This is a genomic window from Candidatus Formimonas warabiya (genome assembly GCF_002777255.1).
Lineage (GTDB): Bacteria > Bacillota > Dehalobacteriia > Dehalobacteriales > Dehalobacteriaceae > Formimonas > Formimonas warabiya.
Genome location: NZ_CP017634.1, coordinates 3,160,680 through 3,174,621 on the forward strand (window position 1 = coordinate 3,160,680; position 13,942 = coordinate 3,174,621).

General features: G+C 48.2%; 11 protein-coding genes and 1 other RNA gene. 3 read left to right on the forward strand and 9 right to left on the reverse strand.

Annotated elements, in window-relative coordinates:
- Positions 1–140 precede the first annotated feature (140 nt).
- The 3 genes from DCMF_RS14555 (at position 141) to ltrA (ending at position 4,025) form a co-directional block, all read left to right on the forward strand.
- Positions 141–443: a sigma factor-like helix-turn-helix DNA-binding protein gene (locus tag DCMF_RS14555; protein ID WP_148135081.1), complete on the forward strand. Its 303-nt coding sequence runs from the start codon at positions 141–143 to the stop codon at positions 441–443.
- The gene (locus tag DCMF_RS14560) at positions 440–1,324 is read left to right on the forward strand and encodes an IS3 family transposase (protein ID WP_148135080.1); all 885 of its coding nucleotides are present in this window, start codon (positions 440–442) and stop codon (positions 1,322–1,324) included. The genes DCMF_RS14555 and DCMF_RS14560 overlap by 4 nt, the downstream gene beginning before the upstream one ends.
- Before the next feature lie 835 nt (positions 1,325–2,159).
- The gene (ltrA, locus tag DCMF_RS14565) at positions 2,160–4,025 is read left to right on the forward strand and encodes a group II intron reverse transcriptase/maturase (RefSeq protein WP_214659279.1); all 1,866 of its coding nucleotides are present in this window, start codon (positions 2,160–2,162) and stop codon (positions 4,023–4,025) included.
- 612 nt (positions 4,026–4,637) lie between these two features.
- Here the strand turns inward: ltrA and ssrA are convergent.
- The 9 genes from ssrA to gpmI all read right to left on the reverse strand — a co-directional run bounded on the left by ssrA (position 4,638) and on the right by gpmI (position 13,938).
- Positions 4,638–4,963, reverse strand: a transfer-messenger RNA (tmRNA) gene (ssrA, locus tag DCMF_RS14570).
- Between the two features lie 93 nt (positions 4,964–5,056).
- On the reverse strand, positions 5,057–5,527 hold the full coding sequence (smpB, locus tag DCMF_RS14575) for an SsrA-binding protein SmpB (protein ID WP_148135090.1): 471 nt from the start codon (positions 5,525–5,527) through the stop codon (positions 5,057–5,059).
- 155 nt (positions 5,528–5,682) lie between these two features.
- Positions 5,683–7,797 carry a ribonuclease R gene (gene rnr / locus DCMF_RS14580; protein ID WP_148135091.1) on the reverse strand — a complete coding sequence of 705 codons (2,115 nt, stop codon included), beginning with the start codon at positions 7,795–7,797 and terminating at the stop codon, positions 5,683–5,685.
- The gene (thiI, locus tag DCMF_RS14585) at positions 7,794–8,972 is read right to left on the reverse strand and encodes a tRNA uracil 4-sulfurtransferase ThiI (RefSeq protein ID WP_148135092.1); all 1,179 of its coding nucleotides are present in this window, start codon (positions 8,970–8,972) and stop codon (positions 7,794–7,796) included. The genes rnr and thiI overlap by 4 nt, the downstream gene beginning before the upstream one ends.
- A 15-nt stretch (positions 8,973–8,987) precedes the next feature.
- Positions 8,988–10,151, reverse strand: a complete 1,164-nt coding sequence (locus DCMF_RS14590; RefSeq protein ID WP_148135093.1) for a cysteine desulfurase family protein — start codon at positions 10,149–10,151, stop codon at positions 8,988–8,990.
- Between the two features lie 85 nt (positions 10,152–10,236).
- Entirely contained in the window at positions 10,237–10,650 is a 414-nt protein-coding gene (locus tag DCMF_RS14595; RefSeq protein ID WP_214659356.1) for a PaaI family thioesterase, read from the reverse strand.
- 101 nt (positions 10,651–10,751) lie between these two features.
- On the reverse strand, positions 10,752–10,979 hold the full coding sequence (secG, locus tag DCMF_RS14600; protein ID WP_418219636.1) for a preprotein translocase subunit SecG: 228 nt from the start codon (positions 10,977–10,979) through the stop codon (positions 10,752–10,754).
- A 106-nt stretch (positions 10,980–11,085) separates the two neighbouring features.
- Positions 11,086–12,372, reverse strand: a complete 1,287-nt coding sequence (gene eno, locus DCMF_RS14605) for a phosphopyruvate hydratase (protein ID WP_148135094.1) — start codon at positions 12,370–12,372, stop codon at positions 11,086–11,088.
- A gap of 18 nt (positions 12,373–12,390) precedes the next feature.
- Positions 12,391–13,938 (reverse strand): 2,3-bisphosphoglycerate-independent phosphoglycerate mutase, encoded by a 1,548-nt coding sequence (gene gpmI / locus DCMF_RS14610; RefSeq protein WP_148135095.1) that lies wholly within the window; start codon positions 13,936–13,938, stop codon positions 12,391–12,393.
- Positions 13,939–13,942: the final 4 nt, after the last annotated feature.

The window sequence follows — 13,942 nt, forward strand, 5'->3', positions numbered from 1 at the left end:
TTAAATTTTGCACCCCCCAGGAAAGGCACTTACCCCTTGATTTCGGACAGTTAAAATGCATACTAAAATAGCTGCACCCCAAAATCGGACAGCATAAATGAACACCGAATTGTCCATAATATGGCAAGAGGTGATCAATTATGCGAAGTTTAGAAGAACAGGAAACAGCTCTGAATATGTACTTCAGAGATGGCGAAAGTTATCAATACATAGCGAAGACCATGAATATTCCGCTTGATACAATAAAATCATGGTGCCTTAGGTACCGAAAAAAGATGGGGATTCCACAGCGTGATAAGGCCGGACGCCGCAAAGAGGCTGTCCGCAAGGAGGACATTCACAGCCGTACCCCGAAAACCGATTCCCAAGAAGATCGTATAGCACGGTTGGAGATGGAGGTAGATCTGCTGCGAAATTTTCTCATACTGACAGAAAGAGGGTGAGAAAATCGCAATTTTACGCTATCATCAAGCGATTTACGGGAAAATATCCTGTTGCTGTAATGTGTAAGTTTTATGACGTTTCACGAAGCGGCTATTATGACTGGATGAATCGTGGGCAATGCGGGAATCCGGACAAGGATCTGATTGACTTAATTACCGAATGCCACAAACGACATAAGAGACGCTTCGGCTATCGGAGGATCGTCAAATGGCTCAAGCGCGAAAAGGGGCTGACTGTAAACCATAAAAAGGTGTGGCGGATTACAAGCAGGAACAATATGCTATCAGTTATCCGCCGTAAAAATCCGTTTAACTACAAGCCGAATGGAAACTTGCGTTACGAGAACGTAATGAATAGGGGATTTAGTGCGGACAGACCGAATCAAAAATGGGTGACGGACATATCCTATATTGTTGTGCCGGAAGGAACTCTGTATCTGTCGGCAATCCGAGATTTATGCGGCAACTTTATCGTGGCGCATAAGACGGCGAAGCGGCAGGATTACTTGCTCGTCAAAAATACGATAGAAGCGGCTGTCGCTTCTGAAACGCCGCCGAAAGACCTGATTCTTCATAGCGACGGCGGCGGGCAGTATCGATCGTGGGACTACCATTTTCAAGTTACTGAAAATGGTATAACTCCGTCCATGTCCAAGCCCGCAACACCTGGTGACAACGCGATGGCGGAAAATTTTTTCAGCACGTTCAAGACGGAGTGTATTTATCTCGAAAAGCCGAAAACGCTTACCGAAGCCGAGAGACTGACCGATGAATTTGTCCAATACTACAACTACGAGCGTATTCAGGGCAATGGCCTAACGCCTTTTGAGGAAAGGGAAGCCGCTGCAAGGCTCTCGGAGACGCCGTCCCCGAACCCCTGAGGTTTATCGCTTTTGTTTTCCTTACCGAATGAAAAGAGCGGTCAACCGACCGCCCCATTCGTATAAGCCAAACCTTGTAAGCCGCTCGGGTCGCTCCTCAGCGTTGCCCTATGTGCGCGTTGTTCCAGGTTAACCTGACCAGAAATGGTCAATAAAACCCTGGCAGAATGTGTTTAACATATCTGAACTCTGTAACCGAATTGGCAGGGGTAGTTCCTGCTACGGTCTGAATGCTAGCAGACCCGTCCCTGAAGCTTCGACGTGCACCTCCGGTTTACCACGAAAGTGTACGAAGCTCGATAAAGTCGGCGAAAACCGAACCTGCGATGGTAAGGGAATGTAGTCGGGGGGCTATAAAATGGCCATGCCTATTCACCGAAAATCTCCGTATGTAAGGCTCGTAAAATGCGGGATACCAAAATGAAGGTATTCACCCCCCAGTGGGGTCCATGCCGCAGACGTAAAAATATAGGGTTTTTTGTCTGTCTCACTCCCGAAGAGGGATGGGGCCTTGCGTCCAACTAGCAAAGGATAAAAAGGCGACTGGCGGGCCAGAGGAGAAGGCTAAAGTCACAGTGTAAAGCTAGGTTACGGGGAACAACGGAACCACAGGAGGGAATGTTAAAGTTGGTAAAGGCTGATATCCCTAAGCGGTAAGAAATGACCGCATTACCTGTGGGGCAGCAGCCCGTAGTAGTCCGAGCGCGGGAAAGTCGCGTACATGGCGAAGGGGCATAGTCAATCATACTAAATAAGCAAGTCAACTGTCAGGGAAGGCGTGGACCATAACTGACTAAAGCCAGCAGGACCAATACTCCATACAAAGGAGGACTGCTTGGAGCAACAATCTGACTATCCAATCTTGAAGAACGAATGGGATCTACACAACTACCTAGACGAACTTTATGCCAAAGCAAGAATGGCCAAAGAACGTGGAGAGAAACCGAAATTTAAAGGTCTGCTGGAGATTATCTCATCCCCAATTACTATTCAGACCGCAGTTCACAACATCAAGTCTAACAGAGGTGCAGAAACACCTGGTTCTGACGATACTACAATAAGGGATTTTCTGGAGAAGCCATTTGGGGAAGTAATTCATGCCGTACAAGAAGGCCTAAAGAACTACCAACCCATTCCAATACGCAGGGTGCATATACCAAAACCAGGAAAACAGGAAACACGCCCTTTAGGTATTCCATCCATTTTCGATCGGGTAATTCAGGAGTGTATTCGCCTTGTTATCGAACCCATCTTAGAGGCACAGTTCTTTAACCACTCTTATGGGTTTAGGCCATACCGGGATGCTCACATGGCCCTGGAAAGGATAACAAACATCGTTCACCAAACTGGGTATCATTGGGTCATTGAAGGCGATATTTCAAAATTCTTTGACACCATTAGTCATACTAAGTTAATCAAACAACTTTGGCATCTTGGTATCCGGGATCGACGCATTCTTATGTTGATTAAACAAATGCTCAAAACGGGGATAATGAACGAAGTCAAAGTTAATCCGGAGGGCACTCAGCAGGGTGGAATTATCTCTCCACTGCTAGCTAATGCCTACCTAAATACCTTTGACGAGTACATCGCCAATGCTTGGGAGAATAAGAAAACGCGTCATCAATACGCATTTGCAAATGGCAGACTCAGAGCTCTAAGAAACCAAGGAACACTAAAACCGGCCTATCTAGTACGTTATTGCGATGATTGGGTTATCATTACTAACACAAAAAAGAATGCCGAAAGATGGAAGAACCATATACAGCAAAAGCTGAAAGACCAGCTTAAGCTTAAACTTTCGGAAGAAAAGACTAAACTTACTTGTGTTAAAAAGAGCCCTATTTCATTTCTAGGCTTCACGTATAAAGTAGTGCCGTCGGGCAAAGCCCGAAAAGGCTATGTGACGAAAACCCATCCTCACCCGGAGCGACTAAAGTGCAAGGTTGCAGAAATCCGCAAAGAAGTTAAGAAGATTTACAAACAACCCGATCGAGAGTTAATTTTTCAACAAATCCTAAAGGTAAACGCTATGACTAGGGGCATAATCAACTATTATCAGGCGGCAACCCATGTTTACCTAGACCTATGTAAACATGCGTGGGGGATTTTTCCTATTGCCTCTCGTGTAATCAAAAAATTAGGTGGCGGTATGGTTCCTGCCAATCAAGTTAGTAATTTACAAGATATACATCAGCAATATACAAAAAAGATTGCGGCAATTCAAGACGGTAATAGACTTATTGGAATTACTTCTCTCAGTTTCTGTAAATGGCAACAGATCAAGCTGAAAAATCGGAAAGAAACTCCTTACACTGTGGAAGGCCGAGAACTTTATTTAAAACGAACGGGGAAAAAGACAACTCTACCCCGTCAAGACGAAATACTTAGTTCCCACCTTCTAAGCAAGATCCACAATAAAGGTAGCCCCCCATATAACTTTGAATACTTCCTAAATCGTGGGTATACCTTCAATCGAGATAAAGGTAAATGCCGCATATGCGGCGAGTATCTAAGTGAAACTAATGTGGAATTTCACCATATTCAAACAAAGCTAACCCTCGACATGGTTAATCGAGTACCTAATCTTGTTAGTGTCTGCACAACTTGTCATGACCTAATTCATAGTAACTGCAATATTTCAAATCTACCTAAGTCAAAATCCCGTAAACTAACCAGGATGAGAGAAAAGTTGACATAAGCGAAAATAGTAGATTGATGGAAGGCCGGATGAGGTAAAAGTCTCATGTCCGGTCTGAAGCGGGGGAAAAGGGCCTTCCGAACGGCATTTAATCGATGAGCGAGGAAGTCCCTTACCTATCGCGATCCTGCTTGCAAGTAAAAGCATTATGATTATTGCCGGTTTTTCATGCATTTATTCGGGGTGTGCAAAATAGTTGTCCGTCACAAGGGGTGCGGTGCCGCCTCAGGGGGGTGCATCTTTCAACGAAAGGGTGCAAAAACAGAAAAAAGCACCGCTGAAAACACTGCTAATTTAGGTCTAAAACGCTGAAAACTCCTTGTGGCAAGGAGTTTTCATTGTATCAAAGTTTGAGTACTTATTTGGTGGAGGCGAGGGGACATGTTTTCCCATAAGTTTCCTTACGGCATGGACTATATCTTTACCCATTTTCATGGGTACCCGGCGTATTATGGAGAGTATGTTTTTTTGACCTCTCCATCCAAGGCTTTGCCTTGAGTCTCTACAGGGCTTGCACCCCTCGGTATTGCCATATAGCTTTTCGCTACTTAGGTTTCACCGATGTAAGCCGGGTTTTCACCTGGATGTTGCCACCCAGGGCGACCCTTTTGTTGATCGAACCCCTGTCCGAAAGAGAACCCACAAAAGCTTCTCCGAGCGCAGTTTGTGCTTTAGATTTCGCTCCCTTGCCGGCCACAAACAGCCTGCGCGGTCGCTATCTCGATGAATTTCCCCTGATCCCTCCGAGAATTGGGATCAGAGTATCCTGCTAAAATGACACCCTATTCCTCACCGCAGGAGCAGAGGGTAGGATGTTAGCTGCATTAAGCAGCTAAAGCGTAATTATCGTTAGCGTTTAAATTAATTTCCACCGTTTAACGGGCTGATGGAACCCCGGCTCGCTACTCTCGCCAATTCATCCCCCGTCGAAATCCAGTACGCCCCCATGTTATTTATTTGGCGATTAGGGACTGTGGATTGTCTACTGTATAGCTACTAACTGTTAATCAGTGGGCCTTAGAAGTAGACTGCTAATAATGCTGTCTTTCCTTGAACGCTTTGTCCATTTCTCTTTTTGCGTCTCTTTCTGCCATATCATCCCGCTTGTCATAGAGCTTTTTACCTTGGGCCAGGGCCAGTTCCACTTTGGCGCGGCCCCGGGAGAAATAGACTTTCAATGGAACCAGGGTTAAACCTTTTTCCCGTACGGTTCCAAAAAGCTTGTTGATTTCATATTTGTGCATGAGCAGTTTCCGGGTGCGCTTGGGATCGTGGTTAAAACGGTTGCCCTGCTCATAAGGGCTGATATGCATATTATATAAAAGGACCTCTCCGTTTTCAATCCGGGCAAAAGCATCGTTCAGGTTGGCTTTTCCTCCCCGCAGTGACTTCACTTCCGTACCCTGGAGAGCCATCCCGGCCTCATAGGTTTCCAGAATGTGATAGTCATGCCGCGCTTTTCGGTTGTCGGTAACGATCTTTATTCCTTGCTTCTCTTTCATACGGCACCCCGAAAAACAAACCCTCACGTACAGATCAAACTAACGCACAACCTGCCGCAGGGTTTCGTCATTCCATAAGAAATCAACGTGTGTAATTATTATAACACACGGGCTATCAAAGTCAACGGTATCCTGTTTCCAGCCGGGAAAGGCTACTATTCGTCGGCGGCCAGTTCAAAATCGATGCTCCGGTCTTCTACGTTCACCCGGCTCACCACGATTTTTACCGCATCCCCCAGCTTATACATTTTTCTCGTGTGGCGGCCCCGGAAGGCAATCAATTTTTCCTCGAACTGATAGTAATCGTCGGTCATGGTGGAAACATGGACCAGGCCTTCCACGGTATTATCCAGTTCCACAAACATGCCGAAAGAAGTCACCCCGGAAATAATTCCTTCGAAGGTGTCGCCGATATGCCGTTCCATGAACTCGGCTTTTTTCATGTCCAGAGATTCCCGTTCCGCATCTTCGGCGATTTTCTCCTTAAAGGAAGACTGCTCGGCGTAATCATTCATCCGTTTGCGCAATTTGGTCCGGCGCTCTTCATTCAGCTGGCCCTTGGCAAGATACTCCTTGATCACCCGGTGGATCACCAGATCCGGATATCTCCTGATGGGAGAGGTAAAATGAGAATAGTATTTTGAGGCCAGTCCAAAATGGCCCAGAGCTTCCGGGTGGTAACGGGCATGACGCATGGACCGGAGCATTACCGTACTGATCACCCGTTCCTCCGGACGGCCTTCTATCTTATCGATGATATCCTGATAGACCTTAGGATGGATCTCATGGGACGCTCCTTTGATATGATAGCCGAAACGGTGCAGGAATTCGTTCAGTTCTTCCACCTTTTCCGGATCTGGAACTTCGTGAATCCGGTACAAAAAAGGAGCTTCCCGCCAGTAATATTCTGAGGCCACCGTTTCGTTAGCGGCAATCATAAATTCCTCAATCATCTGCTCCGCTACATCAGAGGTACGTTTCACAATCGCCTCCGGCTTCCCGCGCTCGTCCAAAATTACTTTTGCCTCAGGAAATTCAAAATTGATCGCGCCTCTTTCCATGCGCTTTTGGCGCAGGGTGTGCATGAGCATAGCCATATTTTTAAACATGGCTACAAAATCTTCATACCTTTTTTTCAACTCCAGGTCATTCTGAAGGAGAATTTTATTCACATTGCTGTAGGTCATGCGCTCCCTGACCTGAATCACCGAGGGAGTGATGTCATGGGCTACTACGGACCCCTGGGGATTGATCTCCATAAAACAGGTCATGGCCAGCCGGTCCACCCCGGCATTCAGGCTGCAAATATCGTTGGACAGCTGCCTGGGCAGCATGGGAATCACCCGGTCCACCATATAAACACTGGTCCCTCGTTGAAAAGCCTCCCGGTCCAAAAAGCTGTCTTCTTTGACATAATTCCCTACATCGGCAATATGGACCCCTAAATACCAGTTGCCGTTGGCAAGAAGCTCCAGGGAAACGGCATCATCCAGGTCCTTGGCATCTTCCCCATCTATCGTTACCATGGGCAGGCTGCGCAAATCCCGTCGTCCCTGATAATCTTCCGGCCTGATCACGGCCACTTTCTCCGCTTCTCTGATCACATTTTCCGGAAACTCTTCCGGAAGCTGAAATTTTTTGATGATCGATAAAACATCAATTCCCGGAGCACCAGCCCGGCCGAATACCTCTGCCACCTTCCCCTCGGGGTTTCTTCTGGGTTCCGGCCATTTCGTTACTTCCACAATCACCTTGTCGCCGTCCCTGGCCCCGTTGAAAGATTCTTTGGGCACAAAAATGTCCTGGGCCAGCCGTTTTTCATCGGGCCGCACAAAGCCGTATCTCCGGGCGTCCTCGAATGTGCCCACCACCCGGTTGTTGGCCCGCTCCAGAATCCGGATCACTTCACCCTCCTGGCGTACTCCAGTCACCTGTTTCATCACCCGCACCATGATGCGGTCGTTATGCATGGCCCCGCTGGTATTGTCTGCGCTGATAAAGATATCGTTCTGCTCGGGATTGTCCGGAATCAAGAAGCCAAATCCTTTGGCATGACCTTGAAAGCGTCCCGGGATTAAGCCCATTCTTTCCGGCAGCCCGTAGCGGTTTTTCCGCGTAAAAACAATGAGCCCCCGGCTTTCCATATCCCGGAGCAGGGCAATAAACTCCTGGATATCCTTTACCTGCAAAGCATGAATCAGTTCTTCCGCGTTCAATGGTTTATAGGTGCTTTCCCGCATATAGGAAAGCAGTTCCGCAGCAGTGATCATGAAATCTCCTCCTGGAATATCTCCAAAACCTCTGTTTTATCTAATGCTTCAGCCAGTAAACCTTCTATGTCAAGTTTCTCTTCCATCTTCCGGGCTTCATCCAACCGGGGACGAATCTTGGGGAAGTCGGGCAGAAACACGGTACAGCAATCCTCATAGGGACGGATGGAAATATCAAAAGTATGGATGTGCTGGGCAATTTTGATGATTTCTTCTTTGTCCATACCCACCAGGGGACGCAGCACAGGCATGTTGGTAACATCATTAATGGTAAACATGCTCTCCAGGGTCTGGCTGGCCACCTGGCCCACGCTTTCTCCGGTATAAATGGCAAAAGCCCTATTTTGTTGGGCAATTCTTTCCGCCAAACGAAACATCATACGGCGCATGATGGTAATGCCGTATTCTTCCCGGCAGTTCTGCCGGATCGCTTTTTGGATTTCCGTGAAGTGCACCACATGGAGGCGGATTTTCCCACCCCACCGGGCCAAAACCTGGCACAGATCGATGACCTTCTGCTTCGCCCTTTCACTGGTAAAAGGAAAGCTGTGAAAATGGACGGCGTCAAAGGTAACACCCCTTTTCATGGCCATCCAGCCCGCCACCGGGCTGTCGATACCCCCGGAAATCATCAGCACCGCCCGGCCGCTGGATCCTACGGGCAGTCCCTTGGCCCCGGGTATCACCTGTCCGTAAACAAAAGCCCCTTCTCCCCTGATTTCCACATCAATCGTATGCTGGGGATGATACATATCGGCCTGATAAATGTCCGGACTGTTGGCAAAAAGATAGGATCCCACGGCTTTGCTGATCTCGGGAGACGTCATGGGAAAGGTTTTATCCGACCTTTTGGTCTCCACTTTAAAAGTTCCCCCCTGGGGCAGAGCATCATGCAGTACCCTTAAAGCCGCTTTCTGTACGGCGTCCAAATCCTTTTCTGTTTTGATCACCGGACTGACGGAATAAATACCGAATACCTGCTGCAGCCGTTCCATGGTCCGGTCCAGGTCATTTTTTACGGGAACCCAGATCCTCCCCCAGGTGGACTCTACCTCTCTGGGAGGCAGATCCTTCAAGGCCCTCTTGATATTCAGGACCAGCCGGTTGATAAATTGATGCTTATTTTTTCCTTTGAGGCCCAGTTCCCCATAGCGTACCAGAATTAATTCGTACATCGGTTACCTCCCCCGCTATTTTCCCGTTAACGCCCGCAGTTCTTTCACTGCTTTGGTTACACTCTCCACTACCGGCATGACTTCCTCCAGATCATTCATGTAGGAAAAACTAAACCGGAGGGAGCCCTCCATTTCTTCCTCTTCCAGATGCATCGCGGTTAAAACATGGCTCAGCTTTCCTTTTTTGGCGGAGCAAGCAGACCCGGAGGAGATATAGATGCCGTCCTGCTCCAAATAGTGCAGCAGCACCTCGCTTCTTGTGCCGGGAAAGGAAATATTTAAAATATGGGGGGCCCCTAAACCGTCGAAATTACTGTTGATCCGGCAGTCCGCTACCTGTTCCTTAATCCGGGATGCCAATGTTTCTCTGATGGCATCCATTTTTTTGGCGTGGGCATCCCGGTCTTTCACGGCAATTTCCACAGCTTTACCTAATCCCACAATGCCCGGTACATTTTCCGTGCCGGAGCGCACGCTCTTTTCCTGTCCGCCCCCTTCTACCAAAGGTTTGAGACGGGTTCCTTTTTTTACATAAAGAATGCCGATTCCCTTGGGGCCATGAATTTTATGCCCGCTCACCGAAAGAAGGTCAACCCCCCATTTCGCGGGAAAAACCGGCAGTTTACCAAATGATTGCACGGCATCCACATGGAAAAACACCTTTTTATGATACCCTTTTAGAACTTCCCCCACCTCTTGAACCGGCTGCACGGCACCCACTTCATTGTTGACATGCATCAGGCTGACCAGGATGGTATCGCTGCACAGAACCTCCTTCAGCTCCTCCATATCAATGACCCCATTTTCCTTTACGCGCAAATAAGTAATCCGGAAACCTAATTCCTCTAAGTGGTCAAAAACATTGAGCACCGAAGGATGCTCCACATTGGAGGTAATAATATGATTGCCCCGGCTTTTATAGGCATGGACAATCCCTTTGATCGCGGTATTATTGCTTTCTGTACCCCCGGAAGTAAAGTAGATTTCCTCCGGGCTGACTTCCAAAGCCCCGGCGATGATTTTCCGGGCATGGCTTACGGCCTGCTCCGCCTGGACCCCCTTTTTATGCAGGGACGAGGGATTGCCGTAATTACGGATCATGGTCTCATGCATCAAATCAGCCACATCCGGGTGCACCTGGGTGGTCGCGCTATTATCAAAATAGATTTCTCTCTCCATCAATTTCGCTCCATATTTTAATTAGATAATATATCTTGCCCATTTCACAAATTTGACATACACACGGATGAGTACCGGGATCCGGTCATGATATAGGCACCTCCTGATGGAGGGCTTCCATGATTTTCGCGCTAGCCTCGGCCGCCACAGACCCGTCTTCCAGAACAGCCCTGGCTTCAATCTCATGCATTCTTCCCCGTTTTTTTACCACCCGGCTGGAGAAGGTGACCGGTTTGCCGATGGGTATGCCTTTCCGGTAGCGAATGTTTAAGGAGGCGGTAAAAGCCATGATTCCCTCCACAAACACGGACCGGGCGCATACTTCATCCAGAATTGCCGCCGTAATGCCGCCGTGAATCAGTCCGGGATAGCCCTGGTGCTCTTCCCGGGGCACAAATACGGTACAATAGCAATCACTTTCTTTTTTGAACTCCAGCTTTAAGCCGATGGGGTTTTTCTTCCCGCAGGCAAAACACATGGAATCGTACTGGTCGATCATGACAACTCCTCCCTTTGATATCTTCTGTCCCTAACCTGTCCAAAAGGGCTTTTCAAGAAAAAAGTGCTGGGTGATACCCAACACTTTTTTTCCGATGCAAATTATTTAAAGAATATTGATATGATCAGTGTCAGTAGTAGGAAACCAATGGCCAGTCCCGCAGAAATTTTATTTAAAAGCTCATCAATGCCTTTTTTCTTTCCAAAGAATGTCTCCGCACCTCCGGCAATGGCTCCCGACATCCCCGCGCTTTTACCCGACTGGAGCAACACAGTGGAGATCAATCCTAAAGAAATCAGCATTTGAATAATCATCAAAAAAGTTTTCACAAACTCACCCTCCGTTTTTAAATCAGTGAATCTATTGTACCACAAATATTTTTTGCGTACAACTGATTCAGGTCCTGTTTGTTAGTAAGCCGGCAGGTATTTTTCTTTATTTTTTCAGATTGTAAAAGGCATTGATTCCCGCATAGGCCGCCACTTCATCCAGTTCTTCTTCAATGCGGAGCAGTTGATTGTATTTCGCGACCCGGTCGGTACGGGAAGGAGCGCCGGTTTTGATTTGTCCGGCATTGGTGGCTACCACTAAATCCGCAATGGTGGTATCTTCGGTTTCCCCTGACCGGTGGGAAACGATAGCGGTAAAGCCTGCCCGTTTTGCCATTTCGATACAATCCAGAGTCTCTGTCAGCGTGCCGATCTGGTTTACCTTAATCAGAATAGAATTGGACGCCCCGGTTTGAATTCCTTTGGATAATCTCTCCGTATTGGTGACATAGAGATCATCGCCCACGATCTGGACCTTTTTGCCTAATACTTCCGTAAGCCTGGCCCAGCCGGCCCAATCATCTTCCGCCAGCCCGTCCTCAATGGAGATAATGGGATACTTGTCCACCAGTTTGGCATAAAAATCAATCATTTCCTCAGAGGTTTTTTCCAGGCCTTCCCCTTTCAGAACATACTTGCCGTCTTGATAAAGGACGGATGCCGCCACATCCACAGCCAGCATCAGATCCTTGCCCGGTTCATATCCGGCCGCTTTGATGGCCTCCACAATCACGGCCAGGGCTTCTTCGTTGGAGCCCAAATTAGGAGCAAATCCTCCTTCGTCACCGACTGCCGTATTATAGCCTTTTGCTTTGAGGACTTTTTTCAGGTTGTGAAATACCTCTGCCCCCATCCGTAAAGCGGAGGCAAAGCTGGCCGCCCCCACCGGCATCACCATAAACTCCTGAATATCCACATTATTGTCGGCATGTTGTCCCCCGTTCAGGATATTCATCATCGGTACGGGCAACTCTTTCGCATTGACCCCGCCCAAATACCGGTAAAGAGGAACATCTAAATAATTGGCTGCTGCCCTGGCACAGGCCAAAGACACCCCTAATATGGCATTGGCGCCTAATTTGGCCTTATTGGGAGTGCCATCCAGTTCCAGCATCAATTTGTCGATATGGGCCTGGTCTAAAACACTTAAGCCGACGATTTCCGGAGCCAGAATCGTATGTACGTTGGCCACAGCATCCAAAACACCTTTGCCCAGGTAACGCTGCTTGTCACCATCTCTCAGTTCCACTGCCTCATAGGCTCCCGTGGAGGCACCGGAAGGGACGGCGGCTCTTCCGATGGTGCCGTCTTCTAAAAATACCTCCACCTCAATCGTGGGATTACCCCGGGAATCCAAAATTTCTCTCGCATTGATATCCGCGATTAGGGACATGATTCTACCTCCTATTTTTTATAAGATAATCAAATTATTCCCCGTCATTTCCTGCGGTTTCTCTAAACCCAAAAGATAGAGCATGGTGGGAGCAATATCTTCCAGGGCTCCGCTTCTTAATGGGGCAGACTTCAGTTGATCCGCCACTAAAATAAAGGGCACTTGATCCGTCGTGTGCGCCGTGAGAGGCTCGCCGGTTTTTTCATCAATCATGCATTCCACATTGCCGTGATCAGCGGTAATGAGGGTGATACCGCCCTGCTCCTGCACGGCCTCCACTACTTTGCCCAGGCATTCGTCAACGACTTCCACCGCTTTTTCCGCTGCCTCCATCATCCCGGTATGCCCGACCATATCCGGATTGGCATAGTTTAATATAATTACATCATAGATACCGCTCTTAATTTTGTCAATCACTGCTGCCGTTACCTCATAAGCGCTCATTTGAGGCTGCAAATTATAGGTAGCGACCTGAGGAGAGGGAATTAAAATCCGGTCCTCTCCCGGATTCGGCTCTTCTACCCCGCCGTTAAAAAAGAAGGTCACATGGGCATATTTTTCCGTTTCCGCGATGCGCAGCTGTTTCAAGCCGCGGTCCGCCAGCACCTGTCCCAAGGTTTGGTTTAAGTTCTGGGGCGGAAAAGCCACCGGGGCCTGAATGGTAGCGTCATATTGGGTCATACAGACATAGTGCACCTGGGGAGGATTGTTGCCCCGGTCAAAACCGGAAAAATCCTCATCCACAAAAGCCCGGGTAATTTCCCGGGCCCTGTCGGCCCGGAAATTATAAAAAATGATGCTGTCTCCGGTCTGAACAGTACCCTTAGGGTTACCTGCTTCATCAACGATCACGGTAGGTTCTACAAACTCGTCGGTAATTCTCTTGTCATAGGATTGTTCCACCGCCACCTGAGCAAGGGGGGCCTTTATTCCTTCTCCGTAGACCATCGCCCTGTAGGCCCTGTCTACCCGGTCCCATCTTTTATCCCGGTCCATGGCATAGAAACGTCCCATCACCGTAGCCACAGCGCCAAAGCCTAATTCTTTAAACTTTTGCTGCAAAAGCAGGATATATTCTTTGGCATTGGCGGGAGGAACATCTCTCCCGTCCAAAAAGCAGTGCACATAGACCTTGGTTAGTCCCTGGCGGCGGGCCATTTCCAGCAAAGCAAACAAATGATCCAGATGGCTGTGCACCCCCCCGTCGGAAAGCAGTCCCAGCAGATGCAAAGAAGAATTGTTTGCTTTGGCATGTTCCATGGCTTTTAACAATACCAGGTTTTCAAAGAAACTCTTATCCCTGATGGCGCGGGTAATGCGGGTGAATTCTTGAAACACCACTCTCCCCGCTCCCATGTTCAAGTGCCCCACTTCCGAATTGCCCATCTGTCCCTCAGGTAACCCCACCGCCTCCTCGGAAGCATTCAATGTGGTATGGGGATAGGCATCCCAAAGCCGGTGATAATTAGGCACCCAAGCGCAGGCAATGGCATTTCCTTCAGCTTTATCACGAAGACCCCAGCCGTCCAAAATCGTCAATACTAAAGGCTTTCCTTGACTAGTCACCGAA

Bases quoted from the DNA above. Each gene is read 5' to 3' on its own strand.
- DCMF_RS14590 (WP_148135093.1), bottom strand. From the start codon at position 10,151: ATGGAGAGAGAAATCTATTTTGATAATAGCGCGACCACCCAGGTGCAC.
- thiI (WP_148135092.1), bottom strand. From the start codon at position 8,972: ATGTACGAATTAATTCTGGTACGCTATGGGGAACTGGGCCTCAAAGGA.
- eno (WP_148135094.1), bottom strand. From the start codon at position 12,372: ATGTCCCTAATCGCGGATATCAATGCGAGAGAAATTTTGGATTCCCGG.
- DCMF_RS14555 (WP_148135081.1), top strand. From the start codon at position 141: ATGCGAAGTTTAGAAGAACAGGAAACAGCTCTGAATATGTACTTCAGA.
- smpB (WP_148135090.1), bottom strand. From the start codon at position 5,527: ATGAAAGAGAAGCAAGGAATAAAGATCGTTACCGACAACCGAAAAGCG.
- DCMF_RS14595 (WP_214659356.1), bottom strand. From the start codon at position 10,650: ATGATCGACCAGTACGATTCCATGTGTTTTGCCTGCGGGAAGAAAAAC.
- rnr (WP_148135091.1), bottom strand. From the start codon at position 7,797: ATGATCACTGCTGCGGAACTGCTTTCCTATATGCGGGAAAGCACCTAT.